At 62.2% G+C, this 18,676-nt stretch carries 22 protein-coding genes; 12 read left to right on the forward strand and 10 right to left on the reverse strand.

Translation table 11 applies throughout. From position 1 onward, the window contains the following. Positions 1-20 precede the first annotated feature (20 nt). From Clow_RS02530 to Clow_RS02555, 6 genes are all read left to right on the forward strand, one after another. Entirely contained in the window at positions 21-1,163 is a 1,143-nt protein-coding gene (locus tag Clow_RS02530; RefSeq protein ID WP_055175764.1) for a GuaB3 family IMP dehydrogenase-related protein, read from the forward strand. 24 nt (positions 1,164-1,187) lie between these two features. Beyond that, positions 1,188-2,030 carry a GAF domain-containing protein gene (locus Clow_RS02535; RefSeq protein ID WP_055175767.1) on the forward strand — a complete coding sequence of 281 codons (843 nt, stop codon included), beginning with the start codon at positions 1,188-1,190 and terminating at the stop codon, positions 2,028-2,030. Between the two features lie 32 nt (positions 2,031-2,062). Continuing rightward, positions 2,063-2,260: a hypothetical protein gene (locus tag Clow_RS02540; protein WP_055175769.1), complete on the forward strand. Its 198-nt coding sequence runs from the start codon at positions 2,063-2,065 to the stop codon at positions 2,258-2,260. A 56-nt stretch (positions 2,261-2,316) separates the two neighbouring features. Then, complete coding sequence (gene guaA / locus Clow_RS02545; protein WP_055175771.1) at positions 2,317-3,897, forward strand: glutamine-hydrolyzing GMP synthase; 1,581 nt, start codon at positions 2,317-2,319, stop codon at positions 3,895-3,897. Between the two features lie 4 nt (positions 3,898-3,901). Beyond that, positions 3,902-4,363: a DIP1984 family protein gene (locus Clow_RS02550; RefSeq protein ID WP_055175774.1), complete on the forward strand. Its 462-nt coding sequence runs from the start codon at positions 3,902-3,904 to the stop codon at positions 4,361-4,363. A 267-nt stretch (positions 4,364-4,630) separates the two neighbouring features. Beyond that, a complete protein-coding gene (locus tag Clow_RS02555; protein WP_069724564.1) occupies positions 4,631-5,050 on the forward strand; it encodes an imm68 putative immunity domain-containing protein in 420 nt (139 codons plus the stop codon). A gap of 22 nt (positions 5,051-5,072) precedes the next feature. Here the strand turns inward: Clow_RS02555 and Clow_RS02560 are convergent, their stop codons facing one another. From Clow_RS02560 to Clow_RS02570, 3 genes are read right to left on the reverse strand one after another with little or no spacing between them, the layout of a single operon-like run. Next, positions 5,073-6,185, reverse strand: a complete 1,113-nt coding sequence (locus Clow_RS02560; RefSeq protein WP_055175780.1) for an AAA family ATPase — start codon at positions 6,183-6,185, stop codon at positions 5,073-5,075. Positions 6,186-6,244: 59 nt separating this feature from the next. Next, complete coding sequence (locus tag Clow_RS02565) at positions 6,245-6,685, reverse strand: hypothetical protein (RefSeq protein ID WP_055175783.1); 441 nt, start codon at positions 6,683-6,685, stop codon at positions 6,245-6,247. A gap of 9 nt (positions 6,686-6,694) precedes the next feature. Beyond that, entirely contained in the window at positions 6,695-7,336 is a 642-nt protein-coding gene (locus Clow_RS02570) for an AMIN-like domain-containing (lipo)protein (RefSeq protein WP_055175786.1), read from the reverse strand. Positions 7,337-7,410: 74 nt separating this feature from the next. Here Clow_RS02570 and Clow_RS02575 point away from each other — a divergent pair, with 74 nt between their 5' ends. The 4 genes from Clow_RS02575 to Clow_RS02590 are packed head-to-tail and all read left to right on the forward strand — an operon-like array spanning position 7,411 to position 10,989. Continuing rightward, positions 7,411-7,980, forward strand: coding sequence for an ABC transporter ATP-binding protein (locus Clow_RS02575; RefSeq protein ID WP_245625667.1), 570 nt, complete (start codon positions 7,411-7,413; stop codon positions 7,978-7,980). Continuing rightward, positions 7,980-9,122, forward strand: coding sequence for a hypothetical protein (locus Clow_RS02580; RefSeq protein WP_055175792.1), 1,143 nt, complete (start codon positions 7,980-7,982; stop codon positions 9,120-9,122). The genes Clow_RS02575 and Clow_RS02580 overlap by 1 nt, the downstream gene beginning before the upstream one ends. A gap of 35 nt (positions 9,123-9,157) precedes the next feature. Continuing rightward, complete coding sequence (locus Clow_RS02585; RefSeq protein WP_069724551.1) at positions 9,158-10,084, forward strand: iron-siderophore ABC transporter substrate-binding protein; 927 nt, start codon at positions 9,158-9,160, stop codon at positions 10,082-10,084. Between the two features lie 20 nt (positions 10,085-10,104). Further along, positions 10,105-10,989 carry a ferredoxin family protein gene (locus Clow_RS02590; RefSeq protein ID WP_082418477.1) on the forward strand — a complete coding sequence of 295 codons (885 nt, stop codon included), beginning with the start codon at positions 10,105-10,107 and terminating at the stop codon, positions 10,987-10,989. On the opposite strand, the gene Clow_RS02595 is transcribed toward Clow_RS02590, so the two are convergent. The 7 genes from Clow_RS02595 to Clow_RS02620 all read right to left on the reverse strand — a co-directional run bounded on the left by Clow_RS02595 (position 10,986) and on the right by Clow_RS02620 (position 17,448). Next, positions 10,986-11,630, reverse strand: a complete 645-nt coding sequence (locus Clow_RS02595) for an ABC transporter ATP-binding protein (RefSeq protein WP_055175795.1) — start codon at positions 11,628-11,630, stop codon at positions 10,986-10,988. The genes Clow_RS02590 and Clow_RS02595 overlap by 4 nt on opposite strands. A 13-nt stretch (positions 11,631-11,643) precedes the next feature. Further along, entirely contained in the window at positions 11,644-13,629 is a 1,986-nt protein-coding gene (locus Clow_RS02600; protein ID WP_055175798.1) for a hypothetical protein, read from the reverse strand. 66 nt (positions 13,630-13,695) lie between these two features. Continuing rightward, a complete protein-coding gene (locus Clow_RS11285; protein WP_082418478.1) occupies positions 13,696-13,998 on the reverse strand; it encodes a lactococcin 972 family bacteriocin in 303 nt (100 codons plus the stop codon). Positions 13,999-14,247: 249 nt separating this feature from the next. Further along, entirely contained in the window at positions 14,248-14,925 is a 678-nt protein-coding gene (locus Clow_RS02605) for a methionine ABC transporter permease (RefSeq protein ID WP_055175801.1), read from the reverse strand. Beyond that, positions 14,922-15,971, reverse strand: coding sequence for a methionine ABC transporter ATP-binding protein (locus tag Clow_RS02610; RefSeq protein WP_055175803.1), 1,050 nt, complete (start codon positions 15,969-15,971; stop codon positions 14,922-14,924). Before Clow_RS02610 ends, Clow_RS02605 begins: the two co-directional genes overlap by 4 nt. A 27-nt stretch (positions 15,972-15,998) precedes the next feature. After that, complete coding sequence (locus Clow_RS02615; RefSeq protein ID WP_055175806.1) at positions 15,999-16,862, reverse strand: MetQ/NlpA family ABC transporter substrate-binding protein; 864 nt, start codon at positions 16,860-16,862, stop codon at positions 15,999-16,001. A 112-nt stretch (positions 16,863-16,974) separates the two neighbouring features. Continuing rightward, on the reverse strand, positions 16,975-17,448 hold the full coding sequence (locus Clow_RS02620; protein ID WP_055175809.1) for a tRNA (cytidine(34)-2'-O)-methyltransferase: 474 nt from the start codon (positions 17,446-17,448) through the stop codon (positions 16,975-16,977). Positions 17,449-17,492: 44 nt separating this feature from the next. Here Clow_RS02620 and Clow_RS02625 point away from each other — a divergent pair, with 44 nt between their 5' ends. Together Clow_RS02625 and Clow_RS02630 are read left to right on the forward strand one after the other, a co-directional pair. After that, positions 17,493-18,350: a bifunctional methylenetetrahydrofolate dehydrogenase/methenyltetrahydrofolate cyclohydrolase gene (locus tag Clow_RS02625; protein ID WP_156334542.1), complete on the forward strand. Its 858-nt coding sequence runs from the start codon at positions 17,493-17,495 to the stop codon at positions 18,348-18,350. After that, positions 18,340-18,666: a DUF3017 domain-containing protein gene (locus Clow_RS02630; RefSeq protein WP_055175813.1), complete on the forward strand. Its 327-nt coding sequence runs from the start codon at positions 18,340-18,342 to the stop codon at positions 18,664-18,666. Before Clow_RS02625 ends, Clow_RS02630 begins: the two co-directional genes overlap by 11 nt. The last annotated feature ends 10 nt before the right edge of the window (positions 18,667-18,676 follow it).

Consider the following 18,676-nt stretch of genomic DNA (forward strand, 5'->3'; position numbering starts at 1 on the left):
AAGGAGAACTGAGCACCCTCATGCGCGATTACGTTGAGATCGGCATTGGCCGCGAGGCGCGCCGCACCTACCGCCTATCGGATGTGTCCATCGTGCCCTCCCGGCGCACCCGCTCCTCCAAGGACGTGGACACCACCTGGAACATCGATGCCTACACCTTCGATATTCCCGTGATGTCGCACCCCACCGACGCCCTGGCTACCCCGGAGTTCGTGGTGGAGATGAGCAAGCAGGGAGGCATGGCGGTGATTAACGCCGAGGGGCTGTGGGGCCGTCACGCCGACCTGGAGGGGGCGCTCCAGCGCGTTATCGACGCCGCTCAGCGCGCCACGGGGCTCGAATCCTCCGAGGCCATCGGGGTGCTCCAAGAGCTTCACTCCGCGCCCATCGACGATGATCTACTGGCCGAGAGAATCCAGGCGGTGCGCGCCGAGGGCGCCATCGTGGCCGTGCGCGTTTCTCCGCAAAACGCCCGCGAACTCGCCCCCAAGGTGATCGCCGCCGGGGCGGAACTGCTGATTATTCAGGGCACGCTCATCTCCGCCGAGCACGTCACCCAAGGCGGCGAGCCGCTGAATCTCAAGGACTTCATCGGTTCCCTTGAGGTTCCCGTGATCGCCGGAGGCGTGACCGACTACACCACGGCCCTACACCTCATGCGCACCGGTGCGGCGGGTGTGATCGTGGGCGGCGGGGATAATACCAATGGGCTCGCCCTGGGAATCGAGCCCGCGATGGCCACCGCCATTGCCGACGTCGCCGCCGCGCGCCGGGATTATCTGGACGAAACCGGTGGCCGCTACGTGCACATTCTGGCCGATGGAGATATTTCCTACTCCGGCGACGTCGCCAAGGCCATCGCCTGCGGTGCCGACGCCGTGGTGCTCGGTTCTCCGCTCTCCAACGCGGCCGAGGCCGGGGGCAAGGGCTTTTTCTGGCCCTCGGCGGCCGCCCACCCGCGCTTCCCGCGCGGCCTGGTGGAGAGCCCGCAGATGTTCGGAGGTTCGGAGCACATCTCCACCTTGGAGAAGATTCTGCACGGTCCCTCCCGTGATGCCCTGGGACAGCAAAATATCGTGGGCGGGCTGCGCCGCGCGATGGCCAAGTGTGGCTACACTGATCTGAAGTCCTTTCAAAAGGTGGGGCTTGCGGTAACGGGGTAAGAACGGGGATCGGGGGGATTATTGGTGAACGCTTACGCTGAGGTGGCTCTGCCGGAGCCGCCTCTTCTGCGCAGGGTGGCTGGGGTGCGTGCCCTGTGGGTGGAACTATGCGGCGTGGTGGGGACTCTGCTCGTGGCGGCGGCCTCCTTTGTGTCAGGGTGGAGCCGCGCGCTGTTATTCCTCGTAGGGGCGGGATGCGTGGTGCTGGCCCTGCTGATTCGCTCCTATCAGGAATCGCGGCGCAGGAAGGTAGCGGAATTGCGCGAAGCAGCAAAGGAGCGGCAGGCACAGTACATCATTAGAAATCTGAATATGGCCAGCGTGCCTGCCCGTGCAGCGCTGAACCTGGCCCGCAAGCGTGAACAACGGGAATACCTGCACGGGGCGCGCATGATAGTGGTGGAACAGGCGAGGAACCTCGCTGGGCAGAGTGAGGCGAAATTAAGCGAGGTGCGGGCCCATTACTTCGGGGTAGAGCGCATGGGCGATGCCTGGTTGAAGGCGCCGGATTGGGGCATGGCGGGAAGCTCGGGGCGATCCTCCGAGAGGATATTTGCCGCGCCCGATGCAACCTTTATGCGGGCGATGAGGGGTGAGAGCTGTTTGATCGCCGATGCACAGAATCTAGGAGAAGAAGGAAAAGGCCTGCTGCCAGGCTCCTTTGTTGCCGCCCCGGTTTTTGCGGGGAGATGCCTCTATGGCCTGTTACTGGTTGATTCTGCGGAAACGGGCGCTTTTACCTCGGTGGATGAACAGATCGTGATGAACCTAGCCTCCCTATTGGCGGTGACCTTTGCGGCCCAGAAGGAGGTGCCGTACATAGATATGTCTAGAGGAAGCGGTGACTTCCGGGGTGAGGCTCAGTAGAGTGGGAGGGGTAAGAAATCGGGAGGAAAGCAATGAATAATAAAAACGAACCCGTGGCCGGCAACTTTTTTGATGCCACCGATGCCGAGCTTGTAAGCCTCCTCATGGCCGACCCCAAACAGTACTTTCGCAAGTATCCCAATCCGGCGTGGGAGCTGCGGGCCCTTGATGAGCTTGAGCCTTGGCGGAAGCGCCGCAAGGAGCGCAAGCGCCGGTGGTGGTGGAGCTAAGGGGGTGAGAGCCTCGCTCTAGGGGAATTGACACCCCTCGGGTAGGGTAATGGGCTGTGACTCAAGCGCAGCAGACTCATCTCCCCAGCCCGGTTCTCGTTGTCGATTTTGGTGCCCAGTACGCGCAGCTCATTGCCCGCCGCGTGCGCGAGGCCCGCATGTACTCCGAGGTAGTGCCGCATACGATCACGGCGGCGGAGGTTAAGGAAAAGAACCCCGCTGCCTTGGTTCTTTCCGGCGGTCCCTCCTCCGTGTACGCGGAGGGTGCCCCCTCCCTGGACCCGGAGATCTTCGATCTGGGCCTGCCTATTTTTGGTATCTGCTACGGCTTCCAGTTGATGACCAATGCCCTGGGCGGCGAGGTGGCCGCCACCGGTCAACGCGAGTATGGCCGCACGGACATGGAGGTTTCCGGCGGCAACCTGCACCGCGGCTTCGAAGTCACGCACAAGGTGTGGATGAGCCACGGTGATTCCGTGGCCCAGGCACCGGAGGGCTTCGAGGTCACGGCGACCACGGCGGGCGCGCCGGTGGCGGCCTTTGAGAACCCTGCCAAGCGTATGGCCGGCGTGCAGTATCACCCCGAGGTGCTGCACTCCCCGCATGGTCAGGAGGTGCTCACGCGCTTCCTCACCGAGATCGCGGGCCTGCCGCAGAACTGGACCGCCGATAATATTGCCCAGCAGCTCATTGACTCCGTGCGCGAGCAGGTGGGCCCCGAGGGGCGTGCCATCTGTGGCCTTTCCGGCGGCGTCGATTCCGCCGTGGCGGCGGCCTTGGTGCAGCGCGCCATCGGTGATCGCCTCACCTGTATCTTTGTGGATCACGGTCTGCTGCGCCAGGGCGAGCGCGAGCAGGTGGAGAAGGATTTTGTGGCTTCCACCGGCGCTCGCCTGATTACCGTGGACGAGCGCGGGGCCTTCCTGAATAAGCTGGCCGGGGTGTCCGAGCCGGAGGCCAAGCGCAAGGCTATTGGTGCGGAGTTCATTCGCTCCTTCGAGCGCGCCGTGGCCGGGGTGCTCGACGGTGCCCCGGAGGGGTCCAGCGTGGACTTCCTGGTGCAGGGCACCCTGTACCCGGACGTGGTGGAGTCCGGCGGTGGCACCGGCACCGCGAATATCAAGAGCCATCACAACGTGGGCGGGCTACCCGATGATGTGGAGTTCACCCTGGTGGAGCCGCTGCGCCTGCTCTTCAAGGATGAGGTGCGCGCCGTCGGCCGCGAGCTGGGCCTGCCGGAGGAGATCGTGAACCGTCAGCCCTTCCCCGGCCCGGGCCTGGGTATCCGCATCATCGGTGAGGTTACGCAGGAGCGCCTGGAGATTCTGCGGGCCGCCGACGCCATTGCCCGCGAGGAGCTCACCAATGCCGGGCTCGACGAGCAGATTTGGCAGTGCCCGGTGGTTTTGCTTGCGGACGTCCGCTCGGTGGGCGTGCAGGGCGACGGCCGCACCTACGGGCACCCCATTGTGTTGCGTCCGGTTGCCTCCGAGGACGCTATGACGGCAGACTGGGTGCGTATTCCCTATGACGTGCTGGAGAAGATTTCTACGCGCATTACAAACGAGGTAGCAGAGATTAACCGGGTGGTACTGGACGTGACCTCCAAGCCCCCGGCAACGATTGAATGGGAGTAAAACGATGAAACTGGCAGAGGCACTAGCCGAACGCGCGGAGGCACAGCGCCGCTACGCACAACTTCGGGAGCGCCTCAGGCTGGTGGCGCGGGTGCAAGAGGGCGAGGAGCCTGGCGAGGACCCCGCTGCCCTGCTGGCCGAGGCCGAGCACCTGTTAGAGCGCATTACCTGGCTGGTACGCCGGATTAATGCCACGAACATGGCGACGCCCTTTGATAAGGAGCACACGCTCACCGACGCCATCGCCCTGCGCGATGAGGCCAAGGAGCGGCGCACGCTCTATGCCGACCTCGCTAAGGCGGCCAGCACCCGGCAGGATCGCTATTCCCGCAGCGAGATCCGCTACGTGGCCAGCGTGAATGTGGCCGAGATGCGTGCCCTTATGGATACGGCGGCCAAGGAATATCGCCAGTGGGATACGGGTATCCAGCAGGTGAATTGGAGCACCGATTTGATCGAGAATTAAAGGCCAGAAGCAGGTAGCCAATTTTTCGCCTTATCAGCGAGCACCAGGCTGCGACACGCCAGCCTTTATTGCGTGTCTCCATGGCACCCCGTGGGGCGTATGGGGCAGTCGGTTCGAGTCCGGCTCATTTAATGACCAAGCCCATCACACCGCACAAGGGTACCGCTCACAAATAACAGATTATTACCGGGTGCTGGGATAACCGCGAGAATTGGTGAGGGTGGGTAAGGGGCTTTTCTGGCTATGCAGCGCGTAGGGTGGGAGCCTATGAGTGTATCTCTGCGAAACACCGAGGAAATGGCGGTAGTGGTGGCCTATATGGAGGGCCACGCCGCAGGGGTAGTGGACCTAGCGGAGATATATGAAGAATGGGGATTAGAAAAACTCGGGGGTAATTACACGGATTCGCGCTTGCCCCAGGGCGATGCCTTTTTGCTCGCCGCGGCGCTGGGAATCGCGGTCGCCCAGGCCAAGGAGGCCGGGAGAGTGGTGGATCTCGCAGAACTCGGTGGCGGGCAGGGGCAGGTACACTTGTACGCCGACGGCCACCGCATTACCCAGATCGCCACGGCCCTGAAGTACTTTGCGCTCAGCCCCGAGGAACACCGCGTGGCGCAGGAATGGGACGAGGATACCCTGGCCGATCTTGCCGACGAGGCCGAGGAACTGCGGGGGAGGTTGGATTAGCGAGCGGACTACCACGGACGGGCTAGACCGCGGTGGAACTCCGCACGAACTCGGCAAAGCCGGGGGCGGTGAACTCTAGAAAACCGTGCTGAGGGGAATCGACCAACCCCTTATCCATGAGGGAGCGGCGCGCCATGCTGATGTCCGTGGTGCGCGCACCCATCTGCTTGGCGATGTCGCCGCGCCGCACGGGGCCGTCGCCAAGCTGGGCCATAGCCACCATGATGTCTATTTCCCGTTCGGTGGCCTTCATCCAGCGCGATCGGAAAAGAGTTTCTTGCGCACTGGAAAAGTCCTCCCGCGCGGTATTCACGTGGGTGGGCAGAATGATTCCGCCGGGGTCGGGGTCTCCGGCGGCTATCCAGGAGAGGTCGCCTATGAGTTGGAGGAAGTAGGGGTAGCCCGAGGCGAGTCGGAGCGCGGCGTCGGTGGCCTCCGGTGCCCAGTGCACACCGTGGAGTTCGGCGGGGCGGGTGAGCGCGGTGAGCGAGGCGGTTTCGTCGAGATTGTTGAGGTGGACGTAGCGAAAACGCTCGGCAAAACTCACGGCATCGGTGATGACGTCCTGGGTGTGGGAGAGCCCCGCCGTGAGAGCGATGAGGGGGAGGTCGGGGTTTTCCGATTGCATGTGCTGCCAGGCATAAGCCAGGGCGCGCAACCCCTCATGGTCGGCGGCTTGAATCTCATCTATGAGAATCACCAGGCCCTTGTGGGAGTTTTTCTGGGCACTCTCACCAGCTTTTTCCAGCACCGCCTGTAATTGACGCCCCCACCCAGCGCGAACGGGGCTTTCTTGTGTTTTATTATTGAGGGTTACCCCGGCGAAGGAGAAGGAGGCGGTGTCTGTCCACCGATGTGCATAGCGGGAGAACTGCGAAAGGAGTTCTTCAAGGAAGTTCCCGTCACCGGCGGTGACCCACACCGTATGTAGGCCAAGGCGCTCGGCCTCGTGCTGAGCGGTGCGCAAAAGGGATGTTTTGCCCACGCCGCGCGGCCCCACGAATACCTGGATGCGTCCCTCCAAGCGGGGAAAGGAAACCAGCATGGCCAGGCTGCGCTGAATGGAGGTGAGCTGCTTATCGCGTCCAATGATCTCGCGGGCCACGGCTCCGGGGGTATAGGGGCTCGGCTGCATGGGGCTATTTTATACATCTTTATAGATTGGCGATCTATAAAGATGTATAAAGAGCGGGGCTATCGGCGGGCGTCGGTAGGCGGGGCGTCGATATAGGCCAGCGCCCGCGTGCCGTCCACGTGGGGGAAGGTGAGGTAGAGCCACCCGGCGCTTGCGGCAAAGAGTAAGGCGCTGCCCCACCAGGGTGCAGGTGCGATGACGGGGGCGAGCATGAGCGCCAGCCAGAGGAAGAAGAGGGGAAGGAACTGCCAGAGCTGAGGGCGCCAAGGGGCATCCTTTTCTGCGCGATAGGCGCGCACTCGTCCCCGGTAAGGGTGCAGGAACGGGAAGGCGATGGCGAGGGCCGAGCACAGCAGTACCCCGAGGAATTGAATCCCGTAGCCGAGGTCGGTGGAGGGCAGCGCCACGGCGGCGGCCCCGAGCAGGCTAGAACTCAGGCGCACCAGCCCTGGGGTGGGGATGGGGGTGATGCGCGAACGCACATCGGAGTAGGGGAGCATGAATGCAGGTTAGGGCACGAGGTCGATGACGAGGCGGGTGGGGCCGTCGAGAACCTGCACGGAATAGGGCACCTTTTTACTCATGCCCACGATGAATTGGGAGCGCCCCTCGAAGGTGCCTGCGCTGATGACGTCGGTGATATTGCCACCGTCGGTGGGGGTAATGCGATCCAGATGGGGTTCCTCGATGCCGAGGTCAAAGGGATAAACGGTGCCGTCAATGCTCACGGTGAGGGCGGTGGCACCGTGGTACTTGATGGGGTTACCGGAGCCTTGCTGAGTGGGGTGGTCGGTGTAGTCCACGTACCAGCCGGGTTTTCCTTCCCCGCGCATTTCAAAGACCACGCGGTCAAAGCCCTCGTGCACCCCGGTACGCATGGTGGTCACCACGAGTTCGGAGGGTTCTGAGGGGCGCATGGTTTTCATGGAAATGTCGGCATCGCCCAGGGGTGTCAGGCCCGCTCCGGTGGTGGCCTGGGCACCGGTGCTTTCACCGTCGGAGGAACGTTGAGTGGCGGCCTGGGAGGGGGTGGTCGAGGTATCGGATTCCGTGCCGCAGGCGGCGAGTAGAAGGGACCCCGCCGTCACTATCGCTGCCACGCTAAGGTGGCGGGCGCGGCGGGGCGCGGAGGCGTCGATAAGCGCTGACATACTTTTACCGTATACCGTGCGATGAAATATTGTGAAATACATATGGCAAAATGAGACCAAAGTTTAAGGAAAATGTGACACTCAATGTGAATTGCACCTACGGTCACGGCGAACCCCTGGGGAGCCTGCGGTACCAATTCCATCCCGGCACCATGTACGCCCTCACCGGCCCCAACGGCAGCGGTAAATCAACTCTGCTGGCCACCATCGCGGGGGAACTCGCGCCGCTCGACGGCGAGGTGCTTTACGACGCCACCCCCACGAGCACGGGCACCACGGGGGTGTCGCTCATCGCGGAGTCGGTATTCTTCCCCGATCTCACCGTGGGCGAACACCTGGACCTGTTGAAACTCAGAAGAGAAAACATCGTGGAGCCGTGGGCGCTAAGCAATATCCTCAACGCACCCCTGTGGGCGCTCTCCTCTGGGCAGCGCCAGCGCGCTTATCTGGGAATGCAGCTCGGCGCGCACGCCGAGGTATTGCTTATCGACGAACCCGAGCGTCACCTGGATAGCGATTGGACGGACTTTCTCATCGAACATCTGAGATACTTAGGCGAGCAGGGGGTATGCGTGCTGGTGGCCACCCACTCCCCGCGGGTGATGGAGGGCTGCGATGAGGTGCTGCGCCTGGGGGAGGAGTGATGTTTGCGCTGATAGATAAGGCCAGCGATTATCTGTCCCCGATCTTCCTCGGCAGCATCGTGGCGGCGCTGTTGGGAGGCATCTTTGTACGTGGCGTGCAACCGGGGGATTCCGGGGAGATCGTGGCCGCCCCGCTGCGTTGGGCGGCGGTCCTGGCGGTGGCGGTGCTGCTGCTGGTGCTCGCGGAAAGGCTCGTTCCGCTGCGGGGTATCTCCCAGGAAAAGTGGGTGTGGCATTACCGGCCGCGCGCCAGGTTGCCGCGCACCGATAGCGTGACCGCGATTCACCTGGGCATAAGCGCTGTGGTGGGGGCCTTTCTCGGCGCGGCGGCGGGGCACAGCCTGTGGGCTGCGGGAGCGATGGCGGTTGCTGCGGTGGTGGCTCGGGGAATGGTGGGATATGTGAGGGCGCGCGGCGATGATCTGCCCACCTTGCTGCGCGCCGGGCGCACGCGGAAATTGATGGAAAACCTCTCCGGGCTCCAAGACACGGAGGTGGTGGCCGATCTTTTGGCTATCCACTGGCTGCGAGGGCGTTCACGCTGGGGTTCTGGTGCTGGTTCTCGTGCTGGGTGGAGGCGTGGTGCTGCGCGCGGAGGGAGCAGGGGAGGCTCCGCGACGCCCCTGGGCTTGGCGTGGCGCAGACTGTGGCGTCGCTCGTATCTTTTACTGGGCGCGCTGGCCGTGCTGATCTGGCACTGCGCACTCGCCCCGGCCTATGGGGCCGGGGGTGCCTTTATCACCGTGGCTGCCTGGGGTTTTCTGTGCGCCGGGGTGTATCGGGCCGCGGACTTTCGTCGCATGGGTGTAGATTCTGCCTCGCGTTGGGTGTTTTTATTGTGCGCCGTGGGGCTGGGTTCGGCTGGATTGCTGGGTACCGCCGCTTTGTTGGGTTCGGTGGGGCTGCTGGGCCTGGATGGGGTGCTGGGCTCGGCGGGCCTGGGCGTATCCGTGGCCTCGTGGAAGGTACTGGCGGTGCCACTGGTGTGGTTCTGGATCGGTTGGCGGCGCGGGGAGCCCGCGCGGGTGGATACCTTCTCCTTCTTTGATACCGGCATGGGCGTAAGCTTTTCGCCCGAGATTCTGGGCTATTACTTGCGCGGGCTGTGGCCGCTGATTCCCCTCGCACTGATATTAAATTAGGTATGCCTTGCCATTGTTCTTTAAGGTAGGGACCTATGAAGAACTCTCAGCAACGCGCGCTCAGCCGCCGCGGTTTCTTGGGCCTGGGCTTATTGGGCGGTGCCGCCGTGGCGCTCGCGGCCTGCTCTAACGATTCCTCCCCGGAGACCTCCAGCGATAGCACCGGCACCCCGCAGCGCATCGTGGCGCTTAACACCGGGCAGCTCGATACCCTGTTGGCTTTGGGGCTCATGCCGGTGGGCATCGCCACGGCTGCGGCCGACGCCACCGCCTCCACCGGCGTGCCGGACTTCTTGAAGGAGGAGTTCGGGCAACAATTCCTGCTTGATGATATTGAGGTGGTGGGCGAGCGCTCCAACCCCTCGGTGGAAAAGATCGCGGCCCTGGAGCCGGACCTCATCTTGGCTAACCAGCGCGCCGATTCCGAACTCCTGGAACGCCTACGAGCCCTGGCTCCCGTGGTGCTCAGCAATGGCGGCTCGGAGAAGTGGAAAGAGGACCTGGGCATCATCGCGGATGCGGTGGGCAAGCGCGCGGAGGCCGATAGTTTGCTGGCCGATTATGAGCAGCGCGCCAGCGATTGGGCCGAGCAGCGCGGCAGCGGCGGTACCATCTCCCTGGTGCGCAGCAAGGGCAGCCAGTACGTGATGCACGGGGAGCACTCCCTGGCTGGAATCGTGGCCCGCGACGCCGGGTTTGAGCGCCCCGAATCGCAGACCTTCACCGATAAACCGAATAAGGAAATCTCGCCCGAGAACTTCCAGGAATTAGAGGCCGATTACCTCTTTTATTCCTTCTCCGGCCCCGCCGCCGAGATACTGGATAATTCCCTGTGGCTCAATTTAGAGGTGGTACAGCAGGGCCGCGCCGAAAACGTGGACGGTGATCCCTGGTTCCTCAACGCCTCCATCGTGGCGGCCCAGCGCGTGCTTGACGATATGATGGGAGCCATTAGCCAGTAACCGAGCAAGGGGGTGCGCGCATGTGCGCTGTTCACAGCGATGCCGAGACTGTGGCCCAGCGCTGCTCCGATATACACGGTGAACCCCTGCCGGGAACGGCCAAGAAAGGGGACGTATATGTGCTCTTTGAATGGCCCGGAGGCTGGTCCCGCGATGTGCTCGACGGCGGCACCTTTGGCCCCGAACTCAGTGCCCAGATAAAGGCCGCATTAAAAGGAAAAGCCGCACTCCAATTAATCCGCCGCCCCGGCCGCGAGGGGCAGCGCATCGGCGCGCGCCACCGCTGCTACCTGGTGTGGGCGCGCACGGGGCAAATGGAGCTATTGCTTCTCGACGCCCCCGTGGATCTCCTCGCCCTCGACCTCAGCGGGCCGGGGCGCAACGGTGGGCAACGAGTGGATACGCCCCTGATGCTGGTGTGCACGCATGGCCGCCGCGACGTGTGCTGCGCGGTCAAGGGCCGCCCCCTCGCGGCGGAACTGGCCGCTACTTTTCCCTCGGGGCTGGTGTGGGAGACCTCACACACCAAAGGCCACCGCTTTGCCCCCTCGGTGTTGCTCATGCCCTGGGGATATTCCTTCGGTGAACTCAACCCCCAGGCTGGGCGTGACCTGCTGGAACACGCGCTTACCGGCAGATTCTTCTATCCCGCCAACCGGGGCAGCGGGCTCTACGGCCCGCGCGGACAGGTGGCGGAACTCCACGTGGCGCGCAGGCTTATCGACGCCGGGGAGGCACTGCATTACGGTGACCTCACCGTGAGCGATTCCCCCGGGGAGGCCGTGGAGGTGCGGCACCGCGACGGCCGCACCTGGGAGGTGCCCCTCGAACAACGAGAGGTACCAGGGGTGGTGGCCTCCTGTGGGGCTAGGCCCAAGACCGCGCGGGTGTGGGTGGCGGTTTAGGCAGCGGCGAGGAATTGGCCGAGGTCAATGTGTTGATCGGCGGCATCGCGCACCTCGGCGGCGTGGGTGGCAATCACCACGGTGGCACCTTGGTCCGCCAGGGAACGCAACTGCTTGACCACGTTGGCCCCGTTAATGGGATCGAGTGCGCCGGTGGGTTCATCGGCCAGAATGATCTGGGGCTGACGGGCCAGGATACGGGCCAGGGCCACGCGCTGCTGCTCGCCACCGGAGAGTTCGTGAACCACGCGCTTGCGGTAACCGCTGAGCCCCACTGTTTCTAGCGCGGAATCGAGGCGGGCCTTTTGCTCCCGATTTACCGTGGCGAGGTGGATATTGTATTCCACGGTTTTATCGGGAATGAGGGCGTAATCCTGAAAAAGAAAGCCCAGTGAGTGTTTGCGGAACGCGCGGCGTTTTCCAGCCGAGAGGCTTTGAATATCGGTCCCAGCTGCCACGATTGTGCCGGAATCGGCGGTATCCAGCGTGCCGATGCAGTTGAGCAGGGTGGACTTTCCGCTGCCCGAGGGGCCGGTCAGCGCTGTGATGGAACCCTGGGGGCAGGAGAACTCCACCTCCTTCCACAGAGTGCGGGAGCCGAAGGACTTTGCCAGGTGAGAGACGGTAATAGCGTGAGACATGAGGTGTGCCTTCCTAGTGAGCGGGGGTGCGCGAATAGATGCGGCCAAAGTAAGCGGACATGGCTAGGCAGGTGATAGTCCAGAGCGCCGAGATGGCGATGATGGCGGCGATGAGCTCCGGGGTGACAGCCATTGTGCGGAGTACGTCTTGGCCTATGGGGTAGTGGGAAAACTGCTCATAGGTATATTGCCGCCGTACCAACCAGGCGAGGGGTACGAGGAGAAACAGAGCTTCCACGATGAGGAGGCTGGAACGAGCTCGCCACGGGGAACGCCCCATGAGGTCCGTGACGGTGAGGCGCTGCCGGTGGCGTACCTGATAGACCGCAGCCGACCCCACCACGTAGGCAGTGACCACCAGAATAAGAATCACCAGGTTGATTGCTTGGAGCCTCAGATGATCCCTGGCCTGGGTATGCGAATCCTCCCATTGGGAGAAGGCCGTGAGGTGTCCACCGATGAAGGGGCCTGCCTGGGGATCGTCAATGATCTTTTGGGTCGCCTCGGCGCCGGTGGTGAGCACATTTGATTGCGTGGCGCCGGATACGAGATTGCGGTCGGCTAGTCCTTCGAGGCCACGTGAGAGCACGGCGATGGGCAGCCCGCTCACGAGGCTATCGGCTGCGGTGTGCCCAAAGGAGGTGGCGTAGGTAAATACCTCGGTATCGCCGGGAATGGTCTTTTCCCTGATGGTGGGGGCGGGTATTTCCGCGTACTCGGCTTGCCAGTAGATACCCTCACGAGCACTTTCTATGAGTTCTTGAGAGGTTCCCTCGGGAATGACGAGCAGTGCTTCCCCCTGAGTGGGGGCTTCTTGGGGCGGCAGGGCAACCTCCTGCTCCGCAAAGAGGGAATTGGCGAGGATATATTCAGGGTTGCCGGTATTCCCCAGGTTGATCTCTGCCATGAGCAGCTCATTATTTTTATCCGCCTCGCGCAGGGCTGGGGCGACATGGGGGTCAATCTCTCCGATACGGTTGGCGATCCTCATGATTTCTGCCCTGGCATGGGAGCGCCAGGCCTTTTCTTGGTTGTTTTGGTGCTGTATCTCTATGGCGGTGGAGACCACAGAGCCCACGGCGGTAAGGGTGACCACGAGAGCGCAGAGGCGCAGCGCATAGGCGCCAATGGTGGTGGGCAGGCCGGGTATTTTTCCGCTCAGCGCCGGAATCAGGGCGATGAGATGTAGGAGAGCGATTCCCATGAGCAGGCTAACCAGAAGAACAATCCCACCGCAGAGGAGCAGCGCGAGAACTCCTTGGAGGTACAGTCCCACAAGGCTCAGGCCGTTATAGAAATAGAGGGCTATCCCGCTGAGTACAACGCTGATGAAAAGGGAAAGTAAGGCCGTGGGGAGGAGGTCGCGGAGATCGCGCGCGATAAGTGCCCATATCCCGTGCCCGTGAATACGGCGGATAGCGTAGTCCCGCGCCCGAAGAAGCACCCCACCGAGGGTGAGCGTGGCGATGAGGAACATCATGGCGATGATGGTGATGACAATAGGATGATCTAGGAAGTAGGCCCAATTTATGTCATAGGGGGATACAGTAAATCCCATGCTCTCCACGTAGCGCTGAAGTGCTTGGTATTCCTCGGGGCTGCCGGCAACGTGGTAGTCGCCTCCGGCATCGGTGAGCTCTTTCTCTGATAGCGGAGAGACGGTGACCTCTACCTTGGGATCGAAGCCCTCATAACCAGAATGCAACCACTGGGCCATCGTGGAGGAATCTTCCCCGGCGGCAACGTAGAGGTGACGGTTGGTGTCTGTGGACGTGGCTTCAACGTAATTGAGCCCGATGGTGATGTGATGTTCCTCAGCATACTCGATGAGGCTATCTCGGAATTGCTGGGGAGATGTTTCTCCTGACGATTCCTCGATGAGGAAAACCTGCCGAGTAGCGGAGCCGAGGTCGCTATCGCGGAGGTGAGCGAGAGGAAAGGCGATGAGGAAAGAGAGAAGGAAGAGTATGACGGTGGATACGCGCAATAAATGGGACATGATCTTCCTAAAGATAGGGCCTCGCTGCGTTGATGGAATCAACGCAGCGAGGCAGCGGGCGAGGAATTAGCAGAAACGGTAATATGCGGTGTCCTTGGCGTACCAGCGCTTAGGTGCAGATGCGTATGAGGTTTTTCCAGGAGTAACGCACCCGCTATCTGCTTTGAACTTTCCCTGAACAGAAGAAGCATGCTTTGCGCCAGCATGGTAGTAATTCGAGTAAACATTCTTGTCATTGACGCCGTGGTACCAGGTGCCACCATCGACATGCGAAACAGCAGCTAGCGCTGCGGTGGCGCCGCCGGCGATGACGGCACCGGACAGAGCGGTAGCCGCTAGGCTACGGGTGAACTTAGTGCGGATGGACATGGTGTGTGCCTCCTTAAGGCGAGAGAGTGGGAAGAGTCTGGGTGGAATCTGACTCTGATTCAGATAACACACCACGAAGGTGACTTTTTGGTGATGAATGGTAGAACTTTAGATGAACAATGAGGGAACTGTAATCTCATGCACAGAGTATTCCTAGCATGCTGAAGGAGAGGGGTACTCTATACCACAAAGAAACCCCCGCCACCTGCAACGCGGCAGGGTAGCGGGGGCGTCGATAAGCGGGCGCAGTTAGCGGCGCATGATCTTCTTGGAGAGCCAGTTGCCCAGGAACTGGGCGGCCTGCACCAGAATGACGATGGCGATAACGGCCACGTACATGGCCTCATTATCAAAGGCGCGGTAACCGTACACGATGGCAAAGTCGCCCAGGCCGCCGCCGCCGATGTAGCCCACCATCGCGGACATATCCACGATGGCAATAAAGATAAAGGTGTATCCCAGAACCAGCGGGCCTAATGCCTCGGGGATAATCACGGAGGTAATGATTTTCCAGGGGCTTGCGCCCATAGAGCGGGCGGCCTCAATAACGCCGGGGTCAATGGCCACGAGGTTTTGTTCCACAATGCGCGCCACGGTGAAAGTGGCGGCAATAACCATCATGAAGATACCGGCGTCGCGCCCCACGGAAGTGCCCATCACCGCTACGGTCAGTGGCTTAAAGGCCGCAATAAGAATGATGAAGGGAATGGGGCGCACGAAGTTCACCAGCAAATTAAGCGTGGCATATACGGCAGAGTTTTTCAGAATACCGCCCGAGCGGGTGGTATAAAGCAGCACACCCACGGCCAGGCCCAAGAGCCCGGAAAGAATCATGGTGATGGAAACCATGATGAGCGTATCGGCAATGGCGGTGAGGAAGGTATCGCCCAGGCGGTCCCAGTCGGCGGCGAGCGTAGTGGTGGTCATCGGGTGATCTCCTGGATGGTCGTGCTTTCCGCCAAGGTGGCCCGGAATGCTTCTACGGCGTCCTCCGGGCCGCTGAGGCGAACGGTCATCTTGCCAAAACTGTGCTGCTGGAGGGTGGTCACGCCACCGTGAACGATGGAGATGCGCACCCCCGCGTTGCGGGCGGTGGCTGCGGCGGCGAAGAAGCCGGAATCCTCGGTGAGTTCGATGGTGAACAGGCGGCCCTCGTGGGCGAGCAGATCGGCGGCCTCCACGTGGTCGGGGGTGTTGCGTAGCGACGTCGCCACGAAGCGCCCCGCCACCTCCGTGCGCGGCTGCGAGAACACCTCGTACACGCTGCCGTATTCCACCACGCGGCCGCCTTCCATCACGGCCACCTTGTCCGCGATGGAGCGCACCACCTCCATCTCGTGCGTAATCACCACGATGGTGATGCCGAGTTCCTGATTCACCCGGCGCAGCAATTCCAGCACGTCATGGGTGGTCTCGGGGTCGAGGGCGGAGGTGGCCTCGTCAGCAAGCAAAAGCGAGGGGTTGGTGGCCAGGGCGCGGGCGATGCCCACGCGCTGTTTCTGACCGCCGGAAAGCTGTTCGGGGTAATTCCCGCCTTTATCGCCCAGCCCCACAAAATGCAGCAATTCATCCACTCGTTTTTTACGCTCCTCCTTGGGCACGCCAGCGAGTTTCAGCGGGTATTCGATATTCCCGGCTGCGGTGCGGGAGGTAAAGAGGTTGAATTGCTGGAAGATCATGCCGATCTTGCGCCGAATGGTGCGCAATTGGCTTTCTGGCATGCCCACGATATTCGTGCCGTCTAAGAGCAATTCCCCGGAGGTGGCTTGATCGAGGCCATTGATAAGACGCACGAGGGTGGATTTACCCGCGCCGGAATAGCCGATCACGCCCAGGATTTCGCCGGGCTCCACGGTGAGAGTGACGTTATCCACGGCGGTGGTGTCCTTGGCCTGGTTGCGGGCCTTGGCGGGAAATACCTTGGTGGTATTGCGGAACTCAATGCGGGTTCCGGTGCGGGGTGTTTCAGTCATAGATGTACCTGCGTTGTGGTGATGGGATTATTGGGCGCTGCGCAGATCGTTTTCCAGCTTGTCCAGAATCTCCTGGAGTTTGCCGGGGGCGGTCTGTACGTGCACGGAGGTGCCCTTGGAATCCTCCTCCACGGCGGCCTGCACCTCGGTGGAGTGCCAGATCTCCACGAGCTTGGCGATGTCCTCGTTGTCCTTATCCTCGGCCTTGGTCACAAAGGCGTTGATATAGGGCTCGGCCAGCTTGTTATTGGGATCGTCCTGGTAGATGGAGGAGGTGGGATCAATCCCTGCGCGATCCAGGAAGTTGTTATTGATGATGGAGGGGCGGCCCTCCCCGTAGGTCACCGGGGTTTGAGCGGCGTCCACGGGGGTGACGCTCACCTTGGAGGCGGATTCATCAATATCCGCAGGGGTGGGATCGAGCAAGTCCTGGGACTTCAAGGTGAGCAAACCGGCCTGCACCAGCACGTTCAGGGCGCGGCCCTGGTTCACGGTGTCATTGGGGATGGCGATGTTCTGCCCCTCGATGCCATCGAGGTTGGAGTGATCCTTCCAGAACAGGGCCAGGGGCACGATCTCTGTGGAACCGATGGGGGTGAGGTCTTGGTCAGAGCCCACGTTGTAGTTGGCCAGGAACTTGAGGTGCTGGAAGAGGTTAACGTCCAGCTCGCCCTGGGCGAGGGCGTCGTTCGGCGTGCTGTAATCGCTGAACTCCACGGTCTGAAGGTTAATTCCGGCCTCGGAGGCCTTATCCTCAAAGACCTTCCAGGCGCCACGGGCGGAATCGGTGGTGCCGATGCGGATAGAAGAATCGGAGTTCGAGCAGGCGGCCAGCCCAGTGGTGGCGAGCGTGGCTACAACTCCGGCGGCGATAATGCGGCGAAGCTTCATGAGGCGAGGTCCTTTCCTCGTAATCCTGTAGTGATCTGTTAGCACGATAGCAGCCACCGTACCGCTTAGTCTATTAGGGGGAAAGTGCCTGGTCTGTGATCGGGAACAACCTCTAGAGGGCTCCCTCAAAGCCCAGCTGCCGCCAGGCTTCAAAAACGGCTATCGACGCCGAATTAGAAAGGTTCATCGAGCGCCTGGCGGGCAGCATGGGGATACGCACTCGCTGGGTGACCCGAGGATGAGCCATGTGCTCCTCCGGTAACCCCGTGGGCTCGGTGCCGAAGAGGAGGGCGTCGCCAGCCATATACTCCACGGAGGTGTGCCAGGTGCTAGAACACGAGGTAAAGGCAAAGATACGGGAGCCTGGCAGCGCCGCAAAGCAGGCGTTGAGGGTGGGGTGAATCTGCACGTCTGCGAGGTCGTGATAATCCAGGCCCGCGCGTTTGAGGTGCTTATCGTCGAAGTTGAACCCCAGGGGTTCCACCAGGTGCAGGTGCGCTCCGGTATTGGCGCACAGGCGAATGGCATTGCCGGTATTGCCGGGGATAACCGGATTATCAAAGATCACGTGAAAGGGCGCGGGCATGGCCCTCATTGTAGGTGCGCGGCGAGGCAGGAATAATAGGTGCCGTGACTGCGACGAAACTCGATGGAAAGCTTTACCGCGCCGAACTGATAGAGGACCTGCGTGACCGCGTGGCCGCCCTCAAGGAACGGGGTATCACCCCCGGCCTAGCCACCGTGCTAGTGGGGGAGGACCCCGGCAGCCAGAACTACGTGCGCATGAAGCACAAGGATTGCGAGGAGGTGGGCATTACCTCCATCCGCCGTGACCTCCCGGAATCCACCACCCAGGAGGAACTGGAAGCGGTGATCGACGAACTCAACGCCGACCCCGCCTGCACCGGCTACATCGTGCAGCTCCCCCTGCCCAAGCACCTCGATGAGAACGCCATCCTAGAGCGCATTGACCCCGCCAAGGACGCCGATGGCCTGCACCCGGTGAACCTGGGCAAGCTCGTACTCGGTGAACCCGCGCCCCTGCCGTGCACCCCCAATGGCTCCATTCAACTGCTGCGCCGCTTTGGCGTGGAACTCAACGGTGCCAAGGTCGTGGTGATCGGCCGCGGCGTGACCGTGGGCCGCCCCATCGGCCTCATGCTCACCCGCCGCTCCGAGAACTCCACCGTGACCCTGTGCCACACCGGCACCAAGGACCTGGCCGCCGAAACCCGCGCTGCCGACGTCATCATCGCCGCCGCAGGCCAGCCCCACATGCTCACCGCCGACATGATTAAGCCGGGCGTCGCCCTCCTCGACGTCGGAGTCTCCCGCGTGGACGGCAAGACCACCGGCGACGTCCACCCCGACTGCTGGGAGGTCGCCGGTGCCATCTCCCCGAACCCCGGCGGCGTTGGCCCCATGACCCGTACCTTCTTGCTCACCAACATCGTGGAACGGGCGGAACGCCTGGCCGATGAATCCTAAAACCTACCTGGACAATCCCCACGACGTCGCCCTGCCGCCCTCGCGTCTACCGCGCGCCGTGCAGCGGATCATCATGGGGATCTTCCTGCTGGGGCTTGTGGCCAGCGCGCTCTTTGCCTTCACCGAGCACTGGCGCCGGGCTACCTTTGGGCTGGGAGCCTCGATGATCTGGCTGGCCCTTGCGCGCCTGCTCTGCGACTCCCACGTGGTGGGCATCTTCGCGGTGCGCTCCCGGCGTTTCGACGCCCTCTTTAGCGCCACCCTGGGTGCCTGCATGGCCTTCCTGGCGGTCTCGGTGGATTCGTTGGGCAGTTAGGCGCCGCTTA

The organism is Corynebacterium lowii, assembly GCF_001412085.1.
Classification (GTDB): Bacteria; Actinomycetota; Actinomycetes; order Mycobacteriales; family Mycobacteriaceae; genus Corynebacterium; species Corynebacterium lowii.